Source organism: Brachybacterium netajii (SeqCode), assembly GCF_054114245.1.
In genome coordinates this window covers 287,646-305,292 of the sequence record NZ_JBSYXB010000002.1, presented here as the reverse complement: position 1 = coordinate 305,292, position 17,647 = coordinate 287,646, and the positions used below count along the sequence as shown (strand labels likewise).

The following is a 17,647-nucleotide window of genomic DNA, read 5'->3' as shown; positions in this document are numbered from 1 at the left end:
CGGTGCCGCCCCCGCTGATCCGCTGATCCGCTGAACCGTCCGTACCCGTCCCGACCCCAGGAGGACCCATGACCCGCAGCAAGCCCGAGATCGACTTCCCCGAGGGCGAGGCGCCCACCGAGCTGATCATCACCGACGAGATCGTCGGCGAAGGCGACGAGGCCGGTCGCGGCGACGTCGTCGACGTGCACTACGTCGGCGTCTCCCACGCCAGCGGCGAGCAGTTCGACGCCTCCTGGGACCGCGGCCAGCCGCTGCGCTTCCAGCTCGGCGTCGGCCAGGTCATCAGCGGCTGGGACCAGGGCGTCCAGGGCATGAAGGTCGGCGGCCGCCGCCGGCTGGACATCCCCTCGCACCTGGCCTACGGCGAGCACGGCGCCCCGCCCGTCATCGCCCCCGGCGAGTCGCTGATCTTCGTGTGCGACCTGGTGGCGGTGCACAAGCGCTGATCACCCCGACCACCGGCGCGGCGGGGGAGCAGGAGGGCCTCTTCGAGGCTCCCGCCCCCGCCGTCGTCGTCCCCGACGGCCCCGGGCCGAGCCGCTCCGGCACGACCCGGGGCTCCGGCCTGCGCACGACCGCCGGCTTCGACGTCGTCGACGAGCTGCCGGTGGCGAGCGTGCGCCTGATCGGCGTGCTCCCGCACCTCGACCGCCCCTTCGAGTACGCGGTCACCCCGGCGACCGCGGAGGCCGGCCCGGGCATGCGCGTGCGGGTGCGCTTCTCCGGCCGCGACACCGAGGGGATCGTCCTCGAGCGCCGGGCGGAGCCCTCGACCGATCGGCCGCTCGCGGCGCTCACCCGGCTCGTGTCCGACGACGTCGTCATGCCGCCGCGGCTGCTGCGCGCCTGCGAGGAGATCGCCGAGCGCTGCGCCGGCACCGTCGGCGACGTGCTGCGCCTCGCGCTCCCGCCGCGCCACGCCCGCGCCGAGAAGGCCGACCGCGCCGCCGCCGAGGCCGAGGCCGCCGCCGAGGCCGCCCGGGCGGAGGCCGCAGCGAGCGCGGACGAGGGCAGCACGGCCGAGGACGTCACAGCAGAGGACGTCACAGCAGAGGACGTCACAGCAGAGGACAGCGGGGCGGAGGCCCCGGCCGCGCCCCGGCCGGGGGACCGCTACACGGGTCTGTCCGCGCTCGTCGCCCGGGCGGGGAGCGCCGAGGGACCTGTCCCGCGAGCATCGATCGTCCTGGACGCGGCCGATCCGTGGACCGTCGTCGTCGCCGACGCGATCGCCGATGCGGACCCGTCCGTCGGCGTCCTCGTCGTCGCTCCCGACCAGCGCGACATCGCACGGCTCTCGCGCGCCCTCGACGAGCGCGACCTCGCCCACGAGGTCCTCTCCGGCACCGAGGGCCCGGAGAAGCGCTATCGGACGTACCGGCGCATCCTGCGGGGCGCCTCGCGGATCGTGCTGGGCAGCCGCTCGGCCGCCTTCGCCCCGGTGCGGGACCTGGGGCTGATCATCTGCCTCGACGAGTCCGACGACCTGCTCGTCGAGCCCCGCTCCCCGTACCCGCACACGCGCACCGTCCTGCAGTGCCGCTCCCGGGAGGAGCGGGCCGCGCTGCTGCTGGTCTCCTCCACCGAGTCCGTCGCGGTGCGGACCCTGGTCGACGCCGGCCACCTCGTGGACCTGAGCCCCGTGCCGGCGCCGATGCCGCTCGTGCGACCGCGCATCATCGCCATGGACCGCTACCTGCGCGACCGCGAGGGCCCCGGCGGACGCACCCGCATCCCCGGCGAGGCGCTGCGCGTGATCCGCCAGGGGATGACCCGGGGCCCGGTGCTCGTCCAGGTCCCGCGATCGGGGTATGCGCCGGCGGTCGCCTGCACGTTCTGCGGCACGCGCGCCCGCTGCCCCGAATGCTCGGCGCCGCTCACGGTGCGGGGCCGGTCGGGGCCCCTGCAGTGCGGGGTCTGCGGCCGCCGCGAGGACGGCTACCGCTGCCCCGAATGCGATCGCACCGGGGTGCGGGCCATGGTCGTCGGCTCCGCCCGCACCGCCGAGGAGCTCGGGCGCACCTTCCCCGACGCGCACCTGCAGATCGCCGGCGGAGCCCACGGCCCTCTCGAGGACGTCGCCGTGGAGGACGGGGCGATCGTGGTGTCGACGCCGGGCGCGGAGCCGTGCCCGCGAGGCCGCTACGCCGCCGCCGTCCTCCTCGACGCCGATGCGATGCTGGGCCGCGCGGCCTATGACGCCGATGTCGAGGCGGTCCGCCGCTGGCGCGCGGCCATCGCCCTGGTGCGCCCCGCGGCCGAGGGCGGGGAGGTGCTCGTGGTGGGCACGGAGACCCTCCCGGCGATCCGCGATCTCGTCGCGCACCGCTCCGGGCTCTTCCTGGACCGTGTGCTCGAGGATCGCCGTGAGCTGGATCTGCCGCCGTTCTCGCGGGTCGCCGAGGTCGTCGGGGACCGCGAGGCCTGCCGCACCTTCCTCGAGACCGTCGACCTGCCCGACGGCGTCTCCGTGTTCGGGCCCGTCGACCTCGAGGCGGGGGAGGACCGCGGCCGCGCCCGGGCGGTGCTGCGCATCGAGCCGCGCCGCTCCCGGGAGCTCGCGGATGCGCTGCGAGCGGGCGTCGCCGGCCGGTCGGCCCGCAAGGAGCGCGGGTCCCTGCGCGTGCGCCTGGACCCGCCCGACGTCTTCTGACCTCGGGGCCGCCCCGACGGGCACCTAGACTGGGGGCATCATGCGTCTGCTCTTCGCCGGCACCCCCGAGGCCGCCCTCCCGTCCCTGCGCGCGCTGCTCGACTCCGACCACGAGGTGGTCGCAGTCCTCACGCGCGCCGATGCCCCCTCCGGTCGCGGCCGGAAGCTCCGCCCCAGCCCCGTGCGCGCCCTCGCCGACGCGGAGGGCATCGAGGTGATCACCCCGCGCAGCCTGCGCGATCCCGAGGTCCAGCAGCGTCTGCGCGACCTCGCGCCCGATGTCGCGCCCGTCGTCGCCTACGGCCAGCTGATCCCTGCTCCCGCGCTCGACATCCCCGCCCACGGCTGGATCAACCTGCACTTCTCCCTGCTGCCGCAGTGGCGTGGGGCCGCGCCCGCGCAGCGGGCCGTGCTGTCGGGCGCCTCCGCCAGCGGCATCAGCGTGTTCCGCATCGAGGAGGGCCTCGACACCGGGGACGTCCTGGCGAGCGCCCCGTCGCCGATCGGCCCCCTCACGACCTCCGGGGAGCTCCTCGAGGCGATGGCCGTGCAGGGCGCCGAGCTGCTCGTCGAGACCCTCGATGCGATCGCCGCCGGCACCGCCGTCGCCGCGCCGCAGGACCATGCGCTGGCCACCCATGCCGCGAAGCTCACACCCGCCGAGGCCCGCATCGACTGGTCCCTTCCCGCCGACCGCGTCAGCGCCCATATCCGCGGCATGAGCCCCGACCCGGGCGCCTGGACGCTGCTCGACGGCGACCGGTTCAAGGTCCTCGGCCTCGAGGAGCTCCCGGCGGATGCCCCGCGCCTCGCCCCCGGGACGCTGCGCGCGACGAAGCGGCACCTGCTCGTCGGCACGGGCACGACGCCGCTCGCGCTCGGGACCGTCGCCCCCGCGGGGAAGCGCGCCATGCGCGCCGCCGACTGGGCCCGCGGCGCCGCCCTGGGCGACGCCCCCGCCTTCGGCGCCCCCGACGACACCGACAGCACCACCTCCGAGGAGCGCGCATGACCCGCGACGACGACCGCCAGGACCACCGCCGTCAGGGCGGGCGATCAGACCGCGACGGCGGACGCCGCCGCGACGCCCGTGGCCGCGAACGGTCGGGCTCGCGCGGCGAGGGCGGGCCGCGCCGCGGCTGGTCCGAGCAGCGCCCCTCCGAGCGCAGGAGCCGCACCACGCCGGCCCGCCAGGTCGCCTATGAGGGCTTCCGCGCCGTCCGCGAGGACGATGCCTACGCGAACCTCGTCCTCCCGCGCCTGCTGCGCCGCCATCGCGTCTCCGGTCGCGACGCCGCGTTCACCACGGAGCTGTTCTACGGCGCCCTGCGCGCCCAGGGCCGCCTCGACGCGATCATCGCCGCCTGCACCGACCGTCCGCTCGAGGACATCGACCCCGCCCTGCTGGACGTGCTCCGCCTGGGCGCCTACCAGCTGCTGGACATGGCCGTCGCGCCGCATGCGGCCACCTCCGAGACCGTGGCCCTGGCCCGTCAGGAGGTCGGGGCGGGCGCCGCCGGCTTCGCCAACGCGATCCTGCGCCGGGTGGGGGAGAGGACCCTCGAGGAGTGGATCCCCGAGGTCGCCCCGGACCGCGAGACCGACCCCACCGGGCACCTCGCCGTCGTCCACTCGCATCCGCGCTGGGTGGTGCGGGCGCTCACCGAGGCGCTCGCGGCGCACGGCCGCGACCCGGGGGAGATCGACGAGCTACTGGCCGCGCAGAACGCCGCCCCCGCGGTGTCCCTCGTCATGCGTCCCGGGCTCACCGACCTCGACGAGCTCATCGACTCCGGGGCCTCGCAGGGGCGGCTGAGCATCTTCGCCGCCTCCTGGCCCTCGGGCGATCCCGGCGGCCTCGACGCCGTGCGGGAGGGACGCGCGGCCGTGCAGGACGAGGGCAGCCAGCTGATGGCCCTGGCCCTCGCCGCCGGCGCCGACGACGCGGTCCTCGCGGACGACGCCCACTGGCTCGACCTGTGCGCGGGCCCGGGCGGCAAGACCGCCCTGCTCGGCGGCCTGACGATCGAGCACGACGCCGACCTCCTGGCCGTCGAGCTGCAGGAGCATCGCACCGAGCTCGTCGACCGGGCCGTGGAGACCCTCCGCGAGGCGGGCTGCGAGATCGAGACCCGCACGGCCGACGGCACCTGCATCGGCGCCGAGCTCCCGGGCCGCTTCTCGCGCGTCCTCGCGGACGTGCCCTGCTCGGGCCTCGGCGCGCTCCGCCGTCGGCCCGAGTCGCGCTGGCGCCGCACGCCCGGCGACATCGGCCATCTCGGCGTCATCCAGCGGGATCTGCTGCGCTCCGCGCTCGACGCGACCGCGCCCGGCGGCGTCGTCGCCTACGTCACCTGCTCCCCGCATGCGGCGGAGACCCGGCTCGTGGTCGCCGACGTGCTGCGCCGACGGGACGACGTCGAGCAGCTCGACGCGCGCCCCGCCGTCCTCGAGGGGATCCTCCCCGGCGCCCGCGAGGACGCCGAGCTGGGGGAGGGCCCCTCCGTCCAGCTGTGGCCCCACGTCCACGGCACCGACGCCATGTTCATCGCCCTGCTGCGCCGCCTGCCCGCGGCCTCCTGACCCCGCCCCGCGCCCCGACGGAAGGACCCCCGATCCCGATGAGCCCCGCCTACGCCACCGACGGCCACTACATCCACCCCAGCATCCTCAACGCCGACTTCATGCGGATCGGCGAGGAGCTCGACCGGATCGCCGCCGCCGACAGCGTCCACGTCGACGTGATGGACAACCGCTTCGTCCCGAACCTCACCTTCGGCACCTCGATGGTCGAGCAGATCGTCGAGCGCAGCCCCATCCCCGTGGACGCGCACCTGATGATCGCGGACGCCGACCGCGAGGCCCCGGCCTTCGCGGAGGCCGGCGCCTCCTCGGTGACCTTCCACCTCGAGGCCGCGGCCGCGCCCATCCGGCTCGCACGGGAGCTGCGGCGCAAGAACGCGGCGGTCGGCGTCGCGCTGCGGCCCGCCTCCCCGGTGGAGCCGCTGCTCGACGTCATCGGCGAGTTCGACATGCTGCTGATCATGACCGTCGAGCCCGGCTTCGGCGGCCAGAGCTTCCTCGAGACGATGCTCCCGAAGATCCGTCGGGCCCGACGGGCGATCTCGGAGGCGAACCTCGAGGTCTCGGTCCAGGTCGACGGCGGCGTGAGCCGGGAGACCATCGAGCGCTGCGCCGAGGCGGGCGCCAACGTGTTCGTCGCCGGGTCCGCGATCTACCGGGCGCAGGACGCCGCCGAGGAGATCGCCGCGCTGCGGGAGCTGGCCTCCGCGCACGGCGCGCACTGACGCCGCCGGCTGTCGTCTCCATCACGGCGGCGGGGCTGCGACCAGGTATATCGTGGGTCGGTCACATCCTGTGACGTGCTCCGGGGTCGGTGTAAATCCGAGCCGGCGGTGATAGTCCGCGACCCGCGCCAGCGGTGGAGCCGGTGGAACTCCGGCACCGACAGTGAAAGCCTGGATGAGAGGCGCACGTCCTGCATGCCGTCGAGCGCGCCCGAGCGCGCCGCCGTCGGCGTGCCGGATCCCTTTTCCCCCGGAGCCACTGCATCCGACGGGAGAAAGGACCCTCATGGATCTCCTGCAGTGGCTCTTCGACGCGAAGATCGAGTTCGCGGGCGGACAGTTCATCCTCTGGCGCGAAGTGCTCGGCAACGTCTTCGGACTGCTCAGCGCGCTGGGCGGCATGCGCCGCAAGGTCTGGGCCTGGCCCATCGGCATCGTCGGCAACGTGCTGCTGCTGACCGTGTTCCTGGGGACCGTCTTCGGCAGCCCCGCCAGCATCGACCTCTACGGCCAGGCCGGCCGTCAGGTGATGTTCATCGCCACCGCCGTCTACGGCTGGATCCGCTGGAAGCAGGCGAAGGACTCCGGCGGCACCGCCGTCGAGCCGCGATGGGCCTCCTGGGGGACCCGCGCCCTGCTGGTGGTGGTGCTCGTGGGCGGCACCGCCCTGCTCACCCCGCTCTTCCGGGCGCTGGGCTCGTACGAGCCCGTCTGGGCGGACGCCTGGATCTTCATGGGCTCGCTGCTGGCGACCTTCGGCATGGCCAAGGGCTGGGTGGAGTTCTGGCTGATCTGGGTGGCCGTCGACATCGTCGGCGTGCCGCTGCTGGTCAGCGCCGGCTATTACGCGAGCGCCTTCATGTACATCTTCTACGGATGCTTCACCCTCACCGGCTTCTTCGTGTGGTGGCGGGTGCGCCGCAGCGAGGACCGGGCGCGGAGCGTCGAGGTCGAGACCGCGCATCTGGATCCGACGGTCCGCCGCCGCTGACGGCACCGTCCGCCGCTCGTCCGCCGCTCGTCCGACGTCCGTCCGACGTCCGTCCGACGGGCGGCGGCGCCGTCGGCGTGCGCGGACCAGTACCCTGGGCGCGTGAAGGATTTCGAAGCGCTGTTCGCCGAGCTGACCGAGAAGGCACGCACCCGTCCCGAGGGATCGGGCACCGTGCGGGAGCTGGACGGCGGCGTCCATCAGATCGGCAAGAAGATCGTCGAGGAGGCCGCCGAGGTCTGGATGGCCTGCGAGCACGAGACCCTCGACGACGCGGCCCTGGAGATCAGCCAGCTGCTCTACCACGTGCAGGTCATGATGGTCGCCAAGGGCCTCACCCTCGAGGACGTCTACCGCAAGCTCTGAGCCGGTCCGCCTGCTCCGGGACCGCTCCGAGGCGGTCCGCCCCGCCGTCCCCGGACGCTCGTCCGGCCTGAACCATCCGCTCGCGCGCGCCGCCGCGCGGCGAAGGAGGAACCGTGCTGCGCATCGCAGTCCCCAACAAGGGCGCCCTGTCCGAGCCCGCCGCCGACCTGCTGCAGGAGGCGGGCTACCGTCGTCGCGGCATGGCCAAGGAGCTCGTCGTCGTCGACCATGAGAACGACGTCGAGTTCTTCTACCTGCGCCCCCGCGATATCGCCGTGTACGTGGGCTCCGGGACCGTCGACGTCGGCATCACCGGCCAGGACATGCTGATCGACTCCCGCACCCCGGCCGAGGAGATCCTGTCGCTCGGCTTCGCCCGCTCCACCTTCCGCTTCGCCGCGCCCGTGGGCCAGCATGCGAGCGTGGGCGAGCTCGCCGGCGTCCGCATCGCCACCAGCTACGAGAACCTCGTCCAGGACCACCTGGGAGAGCACGGGATCACCGCGGAGGTCGTGCACCTCGACGGCGCGGTGGAGTCCTCCATCCGGCTCGGCGTCGCGGACGTGATCGCCGACGTCGTCGAGACCGGCACGACGCTCCGCCAGGCCGGCCTGGAGCCCTTCGGCGATCCGATCATGACCTCGGAGGCCGTGCTGTTCTCGCGCCCCGGCATGACCCTCGACGCCGACGCCCAGCACTCCCTCGAGGTGCTCGAGCGCCGTCTGCGCGGCGTGCTCGTCGCCCGCGAGTACGTGATGCTCGACTACGACATCCCCTCCGACCTCCTCGAGCGCGCCGTGGCGATCTCGCCCGGCTTCCAGTCGCCGACGGTCTCGCCCCTGCGGGACGGCGAATGGTCGGCCGTGCGCGTGATGGTCGAGCGCCGTCAGTCCCACCGCATGATGGACGACCTGTACGAGGTGGGCGCCCGCGCCATCCTCGTCACCGCGATCCAGGCCTGCCGCATCTGACCTGCCGCGGCGACCGATGTCCCGCCCGCACGGCCCCGACGGTCCGTCGTCCCCCTCGGGGCCGACGGACTCGGGTCCGGCGGGAGGAGGTCCGACGGGCTCCGGACCGGGAGGGGACGGTCCGTCCGGGTCCGAGCCGGATCGCCCGGGGGACACGATCGTGCTGCGCCCGCTCATGGTGCGCCTCGTCGGCTACCCGACCGGGCTCATCATGCTCGGCGGCACCTCCTGGTGGGCGCTGAAGATCCCCGGCTTCTCCCTCGGCGGCCGCACCGCCCTGATCCTGCTGGGCGTGCTGGGACTGCTGATCTGCCATCTCGAGGCGCGCGTTCGCCTCGTCGCGCGCGAGCACACCCTCGAGGTCCGCAACCATCTGTCCTCCCGCACCCTCGAATGGGCGGAGATCGTCGACGTCGGCTATCCGATGGGCGACCCCTGGGCGCACCTGGACCTCGCCGACGGCACGACGCTCGCGACGATGGCGATATCGACCGCCGACGGCCGACGCGCCGTGGCCGCCGCGCACCGTCTCCGCCGGCTCATCCGCCAGCGCGGGGAGGCGTCCCCGGAGGACTTCCCGGGCAGCGGCTGACCCGGACCGCGGGACGGCTCCTCAGCCGGCGTCGAGCAGCCGTCCCGCGGCGCGCCCGGCGAGCGCCGGGTAGAGGAAGGGCGCCGCATCCTCCTCCAGGCCCCGTCCCATGCTCGACAGCCGCACCGGGAGCGCGGCGAGCGCCGCGAGGAGCCCGTCGGCATCGATCTCCTCGACCGCGTGCAGGATGCCGCGCGCACGACCGAGCTCGACGATCTCTTCACGAACCTGTTCGGCGACAGACGCATGAAAAGCGCTGTTGAGAGGGTCGGCGGGGGAGAGCACGGGCAGACGCAGGGGAGCGAGGGCGGCTCGCCCCAGCACCGTCGACGCGTGATGCGAGAGCCCCCGGTGCCGGGGCCTCGGGTCCGCGCCGGAGACCCGCAACGCCGCGATCGGGACCCCGCCCAGCACGCTCGCGGCATGCAGCGCCTCGACGGCCTGCACGCCCGAGAAGCCCCAGGCGGTGCCGGTGCCGAGGTTGCCGGGCCCCTGGACGGCGATGACGACGTCGGCTCCGAGTGCGAGGCGGGCGGCCAGCAGCGCGGAGTGGACGGTGACGGCCTCGTGATCGCCGCCGAAGGCCTGTCCGACGCTGATCGTCGCCTCCATGAGCCCTTCCTCCCGCAGCACCGCCGCGGTGCGGGAGAAGGCGGCGGGCAGCGCCGCAGCATCGGTGTGCACGTGCACGATCCGCGCCGACGGCGCCTGCGCACGGATGCCGGCGACGACGGCGGGCAGCGCCGAGTGGAGGTCGGCGACGACGACGGGGAGGCCGGCGAGGTCGTCGGCGTCCTGGAGCAGGTCGTGGTGCTCGCCGGACGGGTCGTCGATGGCGTCGACCATCGTCTGCATGGGCGTGTAGCGGGCCTTGACCATGTGCCCGGCCGGTTCGTCGGCCTCCGGCAGAGCGTCCGGCCGGGCGACGACGAGGGCCTCGCCGCCGGTCCCCAGGCCGCGGCGGAGCGCGTTCGTGTTCAGCAGCACCTGCTCGCCGACCTGCGGGGCTCCCGTGAGCTCGGGGTAGGCGAGCGCCGCGACCGACTCCCCGGCGCCCGCGGCCCCAGCGGCGCTCGTGATCGCGACGCGCAGGCGCACGACCCCCGGCCAGGAGTCCCGCACCTCGACGACTGTTCCCCGTTCCCATCGCAGCATGTCCCCAGGGTACGGGCGAGGAGCCGGAATCCTCCGCCGCGCCGAACGCACGGCCGGTACTCTGACCGGGTGGCTGCCAAGAGCACGGAGAGACTCCTCAACGTCATCATGACGATCGGCTCGCGCCGGCGGATCGACCGGGCGAAGCTGTTCGCCGCGATCCCCGAGTACCGGGAGGCGGATGCCGCCGCCGAGCGCATGTTCGAGCGGGACAAGGCGCAGATCCTCGATCTCGGCCTCCCGCTGAGCACCGAGACCGATCTCTTCGACCAGAACACCGTGTACTACCGGATCGACACGGCGGCGGGGGATGCGGTCCTCGATCTCAGCCGCGAGGAGTACACGGTGCTGCTGGCGGCGAGCCGCGCCTGGGACGATGCGGCCGCCGGCGGGGCCGCCCGCCGGGTCCGCGCCAAGCTCCTCAGCCTCGGGCACGACGCCGATCCGGACCTGCTGCGCCGGACCCCGCGCGGCACGGTCGAGTCGCTGCCCGTGCTGACCCCGCTGCTGGAGGCGGTCACCGCCGGGCGCGCAGTGCGCTTCGACTACCGCGGCACCGACAACCGGCGCGCGAACCGGCATGTCGAGCCGTGGGCCGTCGGCGTCCACGACGGCCACTGGTACGTCCACGGCTGGGACCTCGACCGCGAGGCCCCGCGGATCTTCCGCGCCTCCCGCATCGAGAGCTATCCGGAGGTGAGGACGGTCGCCGCGCATCCGCGGCCGGCCGACGTCAGCCTCGCGACAGCGCTCTCCACTGCTCTCGAGTCCATGCACGCGAACCCGGAGGGCGAGCAGCGGATGATCGTCCGCGCCGCCCCGTACAAGGCCCTCGCCCTGCGTGATCTCGCGGGCGCGGCCCTCGATGACGGGACGCTCGAGCTGCCGGCGATGCCGCGCTCCGCGGCCCGGCGTCTGGCGCTCGCGGACATCCGCTGGATCGAGGTGGTCGAGCCGGTGCTCTGGCGCGAGGAGATCTCCGCGGTCCTCGGCGACATCGCCGACGCCCATGCCGCCTCGCCGGATCTCGCCGCGCTCGAGGCCGCCGTCCCGCGCGACGCCCGACGGATCCGCACGCCCACGGCCGCCGGCGATCACCTCTCGCGGCTGATCAGCGAGGCGTCCTACGTCATGAGCCGCGACGAGGTCGAGACGGCCGAGCTCGCCGGCGCCCTCGGCATCTCCGAGAAGCAGCTGATCAAGGATCTGCAGGTCCTGTTCCTGTGCGGGGACTTCGCCACCGGCTGGGAGCAGGACCTCATCGAGGCCGAATGGGAGCACGGCGTGGTGAGGGTCCGCAACGCCGAGCCCCTCCGTCGCGCACTGCGCCTGAGCCGAACGGAGATCACGGCGCTCCTGGCGGGCCTCTCCGCGCTCGAGCCGTCGGCGGGGGAGACCGCCGGTCTCGTCGCGAGCGCGACGGCGAAGCTGCGTGCGGAGCTGGGGGCCTCCGCCGACGGGGCGCCGGCGGCAGAGGCGGCCTCTCCCGCGGAGGAGACGGGAACCGGAACGGGGAGCGCGGCCGAGGATGCCGGCACCCGGACCGCATCCCGCGCCGACGCCGTGCTCGCGGCGGTCGGAGAGGCGCTCCGCACGGAGGGCGGGACACTCACGATCCGCTATTCCGCGCCGGATTCGGCGGGGACCAGCGTGCGCACCATCCGGCCGATCGCGATCGAGACCGACGGCACCCGCTCCTATCTGCGCGCCCACTGCGAGCTGCGGGGCGACGAGCGGCAGTTCCGGCTCGACCGGATCGTCGAGATCCTCCCCGCGGACGCGCCCGGCCGGCTGTCCGAGGAGGGGACCGGCCCCGACCTGCGCGGGACGGTCGACGGCGAGGTCTGGCTGCGGCTCGACGCCCCCGGGCGCTGGATCGCCGAGTCCTTCGCCGCGGCGGAGCTGCGCGACGGCGACGGCCCTCTCGTCTACGCCCGTCTGGAGCATCCGGTGAGAGCCGCTCTGGTCGACGCCGTCCTCGAATCCGCGGGCGCCGCGGAGGTGCTCCTCCCGCGTGACCTGAGAGACACGATCGTGATCGTGGCACGGGACTCGTCTCGTCCGGCACACAGGAACTAGGCGCTACGCTTATATGGCCCATCACACGGTGGGTCGACATCACACGGTGGGACGAGTCGCCGTCCCCACGGCACGGCGATGCACGGTCCACTGTGGGACCATGGACTGAGCCGTGCATGCGGACGGCGCTGTTGAAAGGTACTTCCATGAATCTGTTCCGCAACCCTGCGGCTCTCATCATCCTGCTCCTGGTCGTGGTCCTGCTCTTCGGCGCGGGGAAGCTCCCGGGCCTCGCCCGCAACCTCGGCAAGTCGATGCGCATCTTCAAGAGCGAGGTCGAGGAGCTGCGCGGCGACGAGGCCGGCAGGGACGACGAGGACGACGAGGACGAGGACGACCGGCGCGACCGCCGCTCCTCCTCGAGCTCCTCCCGTCAGAGCGATGCGCGCTCCTCGCGCGACCGCGAGTTCGATCCCCGCGATGAGGAGCAGGACCGCGAGGCCGTCCGCTCCCGCGACGACGACGACAACACCTACCGTCGCGACTGAGACGCATCCCGCCCGTCGGCGGGCATGACGGGTCCGGGCCGTCGGCGGTCCGGACCCATAACTCTGGAGGAGCACATTCGTGGCGAGCACAACGGGCGCGAAGGGTGAGGCCGGGAAGAAGCGGCAGAAGAAGGATCCCGAGGGGAGGATGTCCCTCGGATCGCACCTGGTCGAGCTGCGCAACCGACTGGTGATCTGCGCTGTCGCGGTCGTCCTGCTGTCGGTCGTCGGCTGGTTCCTCTTCCCGTGGGTGTACGACGCGATCCGCGCCCCCATCCTCGCCGCCGGCGAGGACTCCGACCTGCAGGCGATGATCAACTTCCAGGGCGTGGCCAAGGGCTTCAACGTGAAGCTCCAGATGGCCGCGTACATCGGCCTGATCCTGGCATCTCCGGTGATCATCCTGCAGGTCTGGCTGTTCATCATGCCGGGCCTGCACAAGAACGAGCGCCGCTATGCGCTGGGCTTCTTCGGCGCGGCGATCCCGCTGTTCTTCATCGGCTGCATCGCCGGCTACTGGGCGGTCTCCAACCTGGTCCCGGTCCTCATGAGCTTCACGCCGACCGAGGACGGCACCTCGCAGATCATCCCCTACGACGAGTACCTGTCGCTCGTCGTCAAGACCATGCTCGCCTTCGGCATCGCCTTCGTCATGCCGGTCGTCCTGGTCCTGCTGAACTTCATGGGCCTGATCCGCGGCACGTCGATGCTGAAGGCCTGGCGCTGGGTTATCTTCCTGTGCTTCGGCTTCACCGCGGTCATGGTCCCGACACCGGATCCGGTCACGCTGATCGGCATGTCCTCGGCGATCTCCTCGCTGTTCTTCGCCGCCGTCGTGATCTCGATCATCCATGACAAGCGGCATCCGCGACCGGGCGAGGACGACGACCTCGACGACGAGACCGCCAGCACGATCGATGACGAGGTCGAGTCGATCGACGCTCCCGAGCGACTGGACGATCCGGAGGACAGGTGAGCAGACTGCGCGTCGGGCTGCTGTCGAACCCGACAGCGGCTCAGGGGGCAGCGCACCGCGTCGGCCGTCAGGTGAGCCATCTGCTGCGCCTCGCCGGCATCTCCGTCGTGGATCTCTCGGCCCCGACGGCGAGCACGGCCCGGGCCCGCGCCCATGATGTGCGGGACACCCTCACCGCGCTGGTCGTCGTCGGCGGCGACGGCACCGTCGCCCTCGGCGCCGAGATCGTCGCCGGCACCCCGGTGCGGCTCGGCATCGTCCCCGCTGGCTCCGGCAACGACCTCGCCCGGGCGCTCGGCCTGCCGCTCGACGATCCCGAGGCCGCGACGCGCGTCCTCCTGCGCGCCCTGTCCCGGCCCGTGGTGACGATCGACGCGATCGAGATCGTCTCGGCCTCGGACGCCGGCCCCGTCCACCGCACGCTCGCCCTCGGCAACGTGAACCTCGGCTTCGACGCCCTCGTCAACGCCCGCGCGAACCGGGCCGGGCGAGGCCACGCGCTGCGCTACACCACCGCGATGATGCGCGAGCTGGTCTCCTTCCGGCCGCTGCCCTACTGGATCGAGGCCGACGGCGGAGAGCGCCGCGAGATCGACGCGACCCTGGTCTCGCTCTGCAGCTCGGGCACCTACGGAGGCGGGATGCGGGTCTCCCCGGACTCCCGCGTCGACGACGGGACGCTCGAGCTCGTGACGCTGTCCGGCCTGGGCCGCGCCGGGCTCATGCGCTTCTTCCCCCGCGTGTTCTCCGGTTCCCACCTGGGCATCGACGGCTTCGAGGTGACGGCTGTCCGCGAGGTCACGATCGGTCTGCGGGAAGGGCGCACGCTGCGCGCCTACGCCGACGGCGAGGCGACCTCGCTGCTCCCGCTGACCGCGCGGGTGCTCCCGGGAGCGGTGCGCCTGCTCGCCGACCTCGAGGGCGCCGCCACCGCCTCCGCCGAGCCCGCGACCCTGCCCGCCGGCATCGGGACCCGATGGAAGGGAGGACCGCGATGACCCCGCCGTCCCCGTCCGAGCAGTACGCCGCCTGGCGCGCCGAGCAGAAGCTGGCGGAGTCCGAGCTGGGCCGCTTCACCGCCCGCTACGCCTTCGCGCTCGATCCCTTCCAGCTGGACGGCTGCCGGGCGCTCGAGAGCGGCCGATCGGTGCTGGTCGCCGCGCCCACCGGCGCCGGCAAGACGGTGGTGGGGGAGTTCGCCGTCCACCTCGCCCTCGCCCAGGGCCGGAAGGTCTTCTACACCGCCCCCATCAAGGCGCTGTCGAACCAGAAGCACTCCGAGCTCGTCGAGTGGCTCGGCCACGACCGGGTGGGGCTGCTCACCGGCGACACCTCCGTGCGTCCCGATGCCGAGGTGGTGGTGATGACCACCGAGGTGCTGCGCAACATGCTCTACGCGGACTCCGAGCTCCTGAACGGCCTCGGCTTCGTGGTCATGGACGAGGTCCACTACCTCGCCGATCGTCTGCGCGGACCGGTGTGGGAGGAGGTCATCATCCATCTCGACCCCGGCGTGCAGCTGGTGGCGCTCTCGGCGACCGTCTCGAACGCCGAGGAGTTCGGCGCCTGGCTGCAGGAGGTCCGGGGCGAGACCGAGGTGATCCTCTCGGAGACCCGTCCGGTGCCGCTGTGGCAGCACGTGGTCGTCGGCGATCAGCTGTTGGACCTCTTCATCGGCGACGACGGCGAGGCCGTCGTCTCCCACGGTCCGGGCGCCCGCGCGGACCGCGAGGTCAACCCTGAGGTCGAGCGCCTCACCTCGCGCAGCATGATGCTCGACGACGGCGGCCCCGGGGGCCGAGGGCGCGGCCCGGGCCGCGACCGGCGCGGATACGGCGGAGGCCGTCGCGGCACCCAGGGCCGGCACCGTCCCCGCGGTTCCGGCCAGCGTCATGGTCGCGGCGGCCACGGCAGCCACGGCGATCGCCGGTACGACGACTTCCGCGGTCAGGACGGCCGTCGGCCCGAGGACCGTCACCAGCACGGCGACCGCGGCCGGGACGGGCGCGGCGACCGCGGGCGGACCCCGCGCGCCGCGCGGCGCACCGATGTCATCGAGATGCTTGACGACGCCGCGCTGCTCCCTGCGATCGTCTTCATCTTCTCGCGGGCGGGCTGCGAAGCCGCCGTGCGGCAGTGCGCCCAGGCCCGTCTGCGCCTGACGACCGACGAGGAGCGCCGGGCGATCCGCCGCATCCTCGACGAACGGCTCTCCGCGATCGGCCCGGAGGACGAGGAGGTGCTCGGCATCGCAGGGTTCCGCCGCGCCATGCTCGACGGCTACGCCGCCCATCACGCGGGCATCCTGCCGCTGCTGAAGACCATCGTCGAGGAGCTCTTCGCGGAGGGCCTCGTGAAGGTCGTGTTCGCGACCGAGACGCTCGCTCTCGGCATCAACATGCCCGCCCGCTCCGTGGTCCTCGAGAAGCTCGTGAAGTTCAACGGCGTCGAGCACGCCAACCTCACCCCCGGCGAGTACACGCAGCTCACGGGCCGGGCCGGGCGGCGCGGCATCGACGTCGAGGGGCATGCGGTCGTCGTCGCCGGTCGCGGCTTCGACGCGAACGCCGTCGCCTCGCTCGCCTCCCGCCGCACCTATCCGCTGCGCTCCGCCTTCCATCCCACCGCCAACATGGCTGTGAACCTCCTCGAGCGCTTCGACCTGGGCAGGGCGCGGGAGACCCTCGAGACCAGCTTCGCCCAGTTCCAGGCCGACCGCTCCGTCGTCGGCCTCGCACGCCGCGCCCGCGAGCTCGAGGACGCCGCCGCCTCCTACCGCGAGGCCCTGACCTGCGAGCGGGGAGACCTCCTCGCCTACGCGGCCATCGCCGAGCGGATCACCGAGCGCGAGCGGGTCCTGTCCCGGGAGCGCGCTGCGAAGGACCGCGACCGCACCCGCTCCACCCTCTCCTCGCTGCAGCGCGGGGACATCGTGGCGCTGCCCGGCGGCAAGCGCCGCGGCTACGCCGTCGTCCTGGACATCGATCGCCAGGTCCTCGGAGGGCCGCAGGTCGACCTGCTGGACGTCGAGGGCCGACGGCGCACGCTCCGTCCCGGCGACGTGCCCTCGCCGCCCGCCGTGGTCGACACCATGAAGCTGCCCCGCCAGGACCGTCTCGGCACGACGAAGGTGCGGCGCGACACCGCCGCCGCCCTGCGCCAGCGGCTCTCCGGGCGCGACGACGACGCCCGCGCCGAGGTCCGGCGCCGCGCGCAGCGGACCCCGTCCACCGCTGCGGAGGACGCCGAGCTCCAGCGCCTGCGCGAGCAGCTCGCCGCGCATCCCTGCGCGGACTGCCCCGACCTGGCCTCCCACCTGCGCTGGGTCGGCCGCTGGCGCGGGACGCGCAAGGAGCTCGCCGGAGTGCAGCGCCGCATCGAGGGACGCACCAGCTCGCTCGCCCGCGAGTTCGACCGCCTCGCCGACCTCCTCGTCGAGCTCGGCTACCTCCATCGGGAGGAGTCCGCCCGCCCCGGCCCCGGCATCGGCCCCGGCCCAGAGGGCGGAGACCCCGACGCCGACGATCCGGATACCCCCACGGCGCTCATCCCCACCGAGCGCGGACTGCGGCTGCGGCGGCTGTTCAGCGATCGCGATCTGATGATCGCCGAGTGCATCGAGCACGGGGCCTGGGCGGGGCTGGATCCCGCCGGTCTCGCCGCCGTGGTCTCGGCGGCGGTCCGCGAGTCCCGACGGGACGACGGGCGCGCGCCCGAGCTCGTCGACGATCCCGCGGCGGTCGCCGCGATCGATGCCTCCACCGCGGTCGCCCAGCGCCTGCAGGCGGCGCAGACCCGCCACGGCGTGGACCCCACACCGCCCCCGGACCCCTCGGTGGCGGCGATCGTCCATCGCTGGGCACGGGGCGCGCACCTCGCGGCCGCGCTCGGCGACGCCGATCTCGCCCCCGGCGACTTCGTGCGCCACTGCCGTCAGGTGATCGATCTGCTCGATCAGCTGACGGCCGACGAGCGCCTCGGCGGCACCGCGCGGGCCGCGATCGCCGGCGTGCGGCGCGGACTGGTCGCCCAGGAGATCGATCGATGAGCGCCGGCGCGCCGGCG

The 17,647-nt window shown here is 73.7% G+C and carries 15 protein-coding genes and 1 riboswitch; of the genes, 14 read left to right on the top strand and 1 reads right to left on the bottom strand.

Translation table 11 applies throughout. The features are described from left to right. Nucleotides 1-68: 68 nt before the first annotated feature. From ACXET9_RS05105 to ACXET9_RS05065, 9 genes are all read left to right on the top strand, one after another. Nucleotides 69-449 carry an FKBP-type peptidyl-prolyl cis-trans isomerase gene (locus ACXET9_RS05105; protein ID WP_457885424.1) on the top strand — a complete coding sequence of 127 codons (381 nt, stop codon included), beginning with the start codon at nt 69-71 and terminating at the stop codon, nt 447-449. Nucleotides 450-568: 119 nt separating this feature from the next. Next, a complete protein-coding gene (locus tag ACXET9_RS05100) occupies nt 569-2,656 on the top strand; it encodes a primosomal protein N' family DNA-binding protein (protein ID WP_457885864.1) in 2,088 nt (695 codons plus the stop codon). 40 nt (nt 2,657-2,696) lie between these two features. After that, nucleotides 2,697-3,668 carry a methionyl-tRNA formyltransferase gene (fmt, locus tag ACXET9_RS05095; RefSeq protein WP_457885423.1) on the top strand — a complete coding sequence of 324 codons (972 nt, stop codon included), beginning with the start codon at nt 2,697-2,699 and terminating at the stop codon, nt 3,666-3,668. After that, nucleotides 3,665-5,239 (top strand): RsmB/NOP family class I SAM-dependent RNA methyltransferase, encoded by a 1,575-nt coding sequence (locus ACXET9_RS05090; RefSeq protein WP_457885422.1) that lies wholly within the window; start codon nt 3,665-3,667, stop codon nt 5,237-5,239. Before fmt ends, ACXET9_RS05090 begins: the two co-directional genes overlap by 4 nt. 38 nt (nt 5,240-5,277) lie before the next feature. Next, nucleotides 5,278-5,964, top strand: a complete 687-nt coding sequence (gene rpe, locus ACXET9_RS05085) for a ribulose-phosphate 3-epimerase (RefSeq protein ID WP_457885421.1) — start codon at nt 5,278-5,280, stop codon at nt 5,962-5,964. 72 nt (nt 5,965-6,036) lie between these two features. Continuing rightward, a riboswitch (FMN riboswitch) is annotated at nt 6,037-6,155 on the top strand. Between the two features lie 95 nt (nt 6,156-6,250). Continuing rightward, nucleotides 6,251-6,955: a nicotinamide riboside transporter PnuC gene (gene pnuC, locus ACXET9_RS05080; protein WP_457885420.1), complete on the top strand. Its 705-nt coding sequence runs from the start codon at nt 6,251-6,253 to the stop codon at nt 6,953-6,955. A 102-nt stretch (nt 6,956-7,057) separates the two neighbouring features. After that, complete coding sequence (locus ACXET9_RS05075) at nt 7,058-7,321, top strand: phosphoribosyl-ATP diphosphatase (RefSeq protein WP_457885419.1); 264 nt, start codon at nt 7,058-7,060, stop codon at nt 7,319-7,321. 113 nt (nt 7,322-7,434) lie between these two features. Beyond that, nucleotides 7,435-8,292 (top strand): ATP phosphoribosyltransferase, encoded by an 858-nt coding sequence (gene hisG / locus ACXET9_RS05070; protein ID WP_457885418.1) that lies wholly within the window; start codon nt 7,435-7,437, stop codon nt 8,290-8,292. Between the two features lie 160 nt (nt 8,293-8,452). Then, nucleotides 8,453-8,884 carry a PH domain-containing protein gene (locus tag ACXET9_RS05065; protein WP_457885417.1) on the top strand — a complete coding sequence of 144 codons (432 nt, stop codon included), beginning with the start codon at nt 8,453-8,455 and terminating at the stop codon, nt 8,882-8,884. 21 nt (nt 8,885-8,905) lie between these two features. Here ACXET9_RS05065 and ACXET9_RS05060 read toward each other — a convergent pair whose 3' ends face one another. Next, a complete protein-coding gene (locus ACXET9_RS05060) occupies nt 8,906-10,039 on the bottom strand; it encodes a DUF3866 family protein (protein ID WP_457885416.1) in 1,134 nt (377 codons plus the stop codon). 69 nt (nt 10,040-10,108) lie between these two features. Between ACXET9_RS05060 and ACXET9_RS05055 the strand changes: the two genes are divergently transcribed. From ACXET9_RS05055 to ACXET9_RS05035, 5 genes are all read left to right on the top strand, one after another. Beyond that, nucleotides 10,109-12,118, top strand: a complete 2,010-nt coding sequence (locus tag ACXET9_RS05055; protein ID WP_457885415.1) for a WYL domain-containing protein — start codon at nt 10,109-10,111, stop codon at nt 12,116-12,118. A gap of 146 nt (nt 12,119-12,264) precedes the next feature. Continuing rightward, nucleotides 12,265-12,606: a Sec-independent protein translocase subunit TatA gene (gene tatA, locus ACXET9_RS05050; RefSeq protein WP_457885414.1), complete on the top strand. Its 342-nt coding sequence runs from the start codon at nt 12,265-12,267 to the stop codon at nt 12,604-12,606. A gap of 79 nt (nt 12,607-12,685) precedes the next feature. Next, nucleotides 12,686-13,582 (top strand): twin-arginine translocase subunit TatC, encoded by an 897-nt coding sequence (gene tatC / locus ACXET9_RS05045; protein WP_457885413.1) that lies wholly within the window; start codon nt 12,686-12,688, stop codon nt 13,580-13,582. Continuing rightward, nucleotides 13,579-14,580 carry a diacylglycerol/lipid kinase family protein gene (locus ACXET9_RS05040; RefSeq protein WP_457885412.1) on the top strand — a complete coding sequence of 334 codons (1,002 nt, stop codon included), beginning with the start codon at nt 13,579-13,581 and terminating at the stop codon, nt 14,578-14,580. The genes tatC and ACXET9_RS05040 overlap by 4 nt, the downstream gene beginning before the upstream one ends. Next, the gene (locus tag ACXET9_RS05035; RefSeq protein WP_457885410.1) at nt 14,577-17,630 is read left to right on the top strand and encodes a DEAD/DEAH box helicase; all 3,054 of its coding nucleotides are present in this window, start codon (nt 14,577-14,579) and stop codon (nt 17,628-17,630) included. The genes ACXET9_RS05040 and ACXET9_RS05035 overlap by 4 nt, the downstream gene beginning before the upstream one ends. The last annotated feature ends 17 nt before the right edge of the window (nt 17,631-17,647 follow it).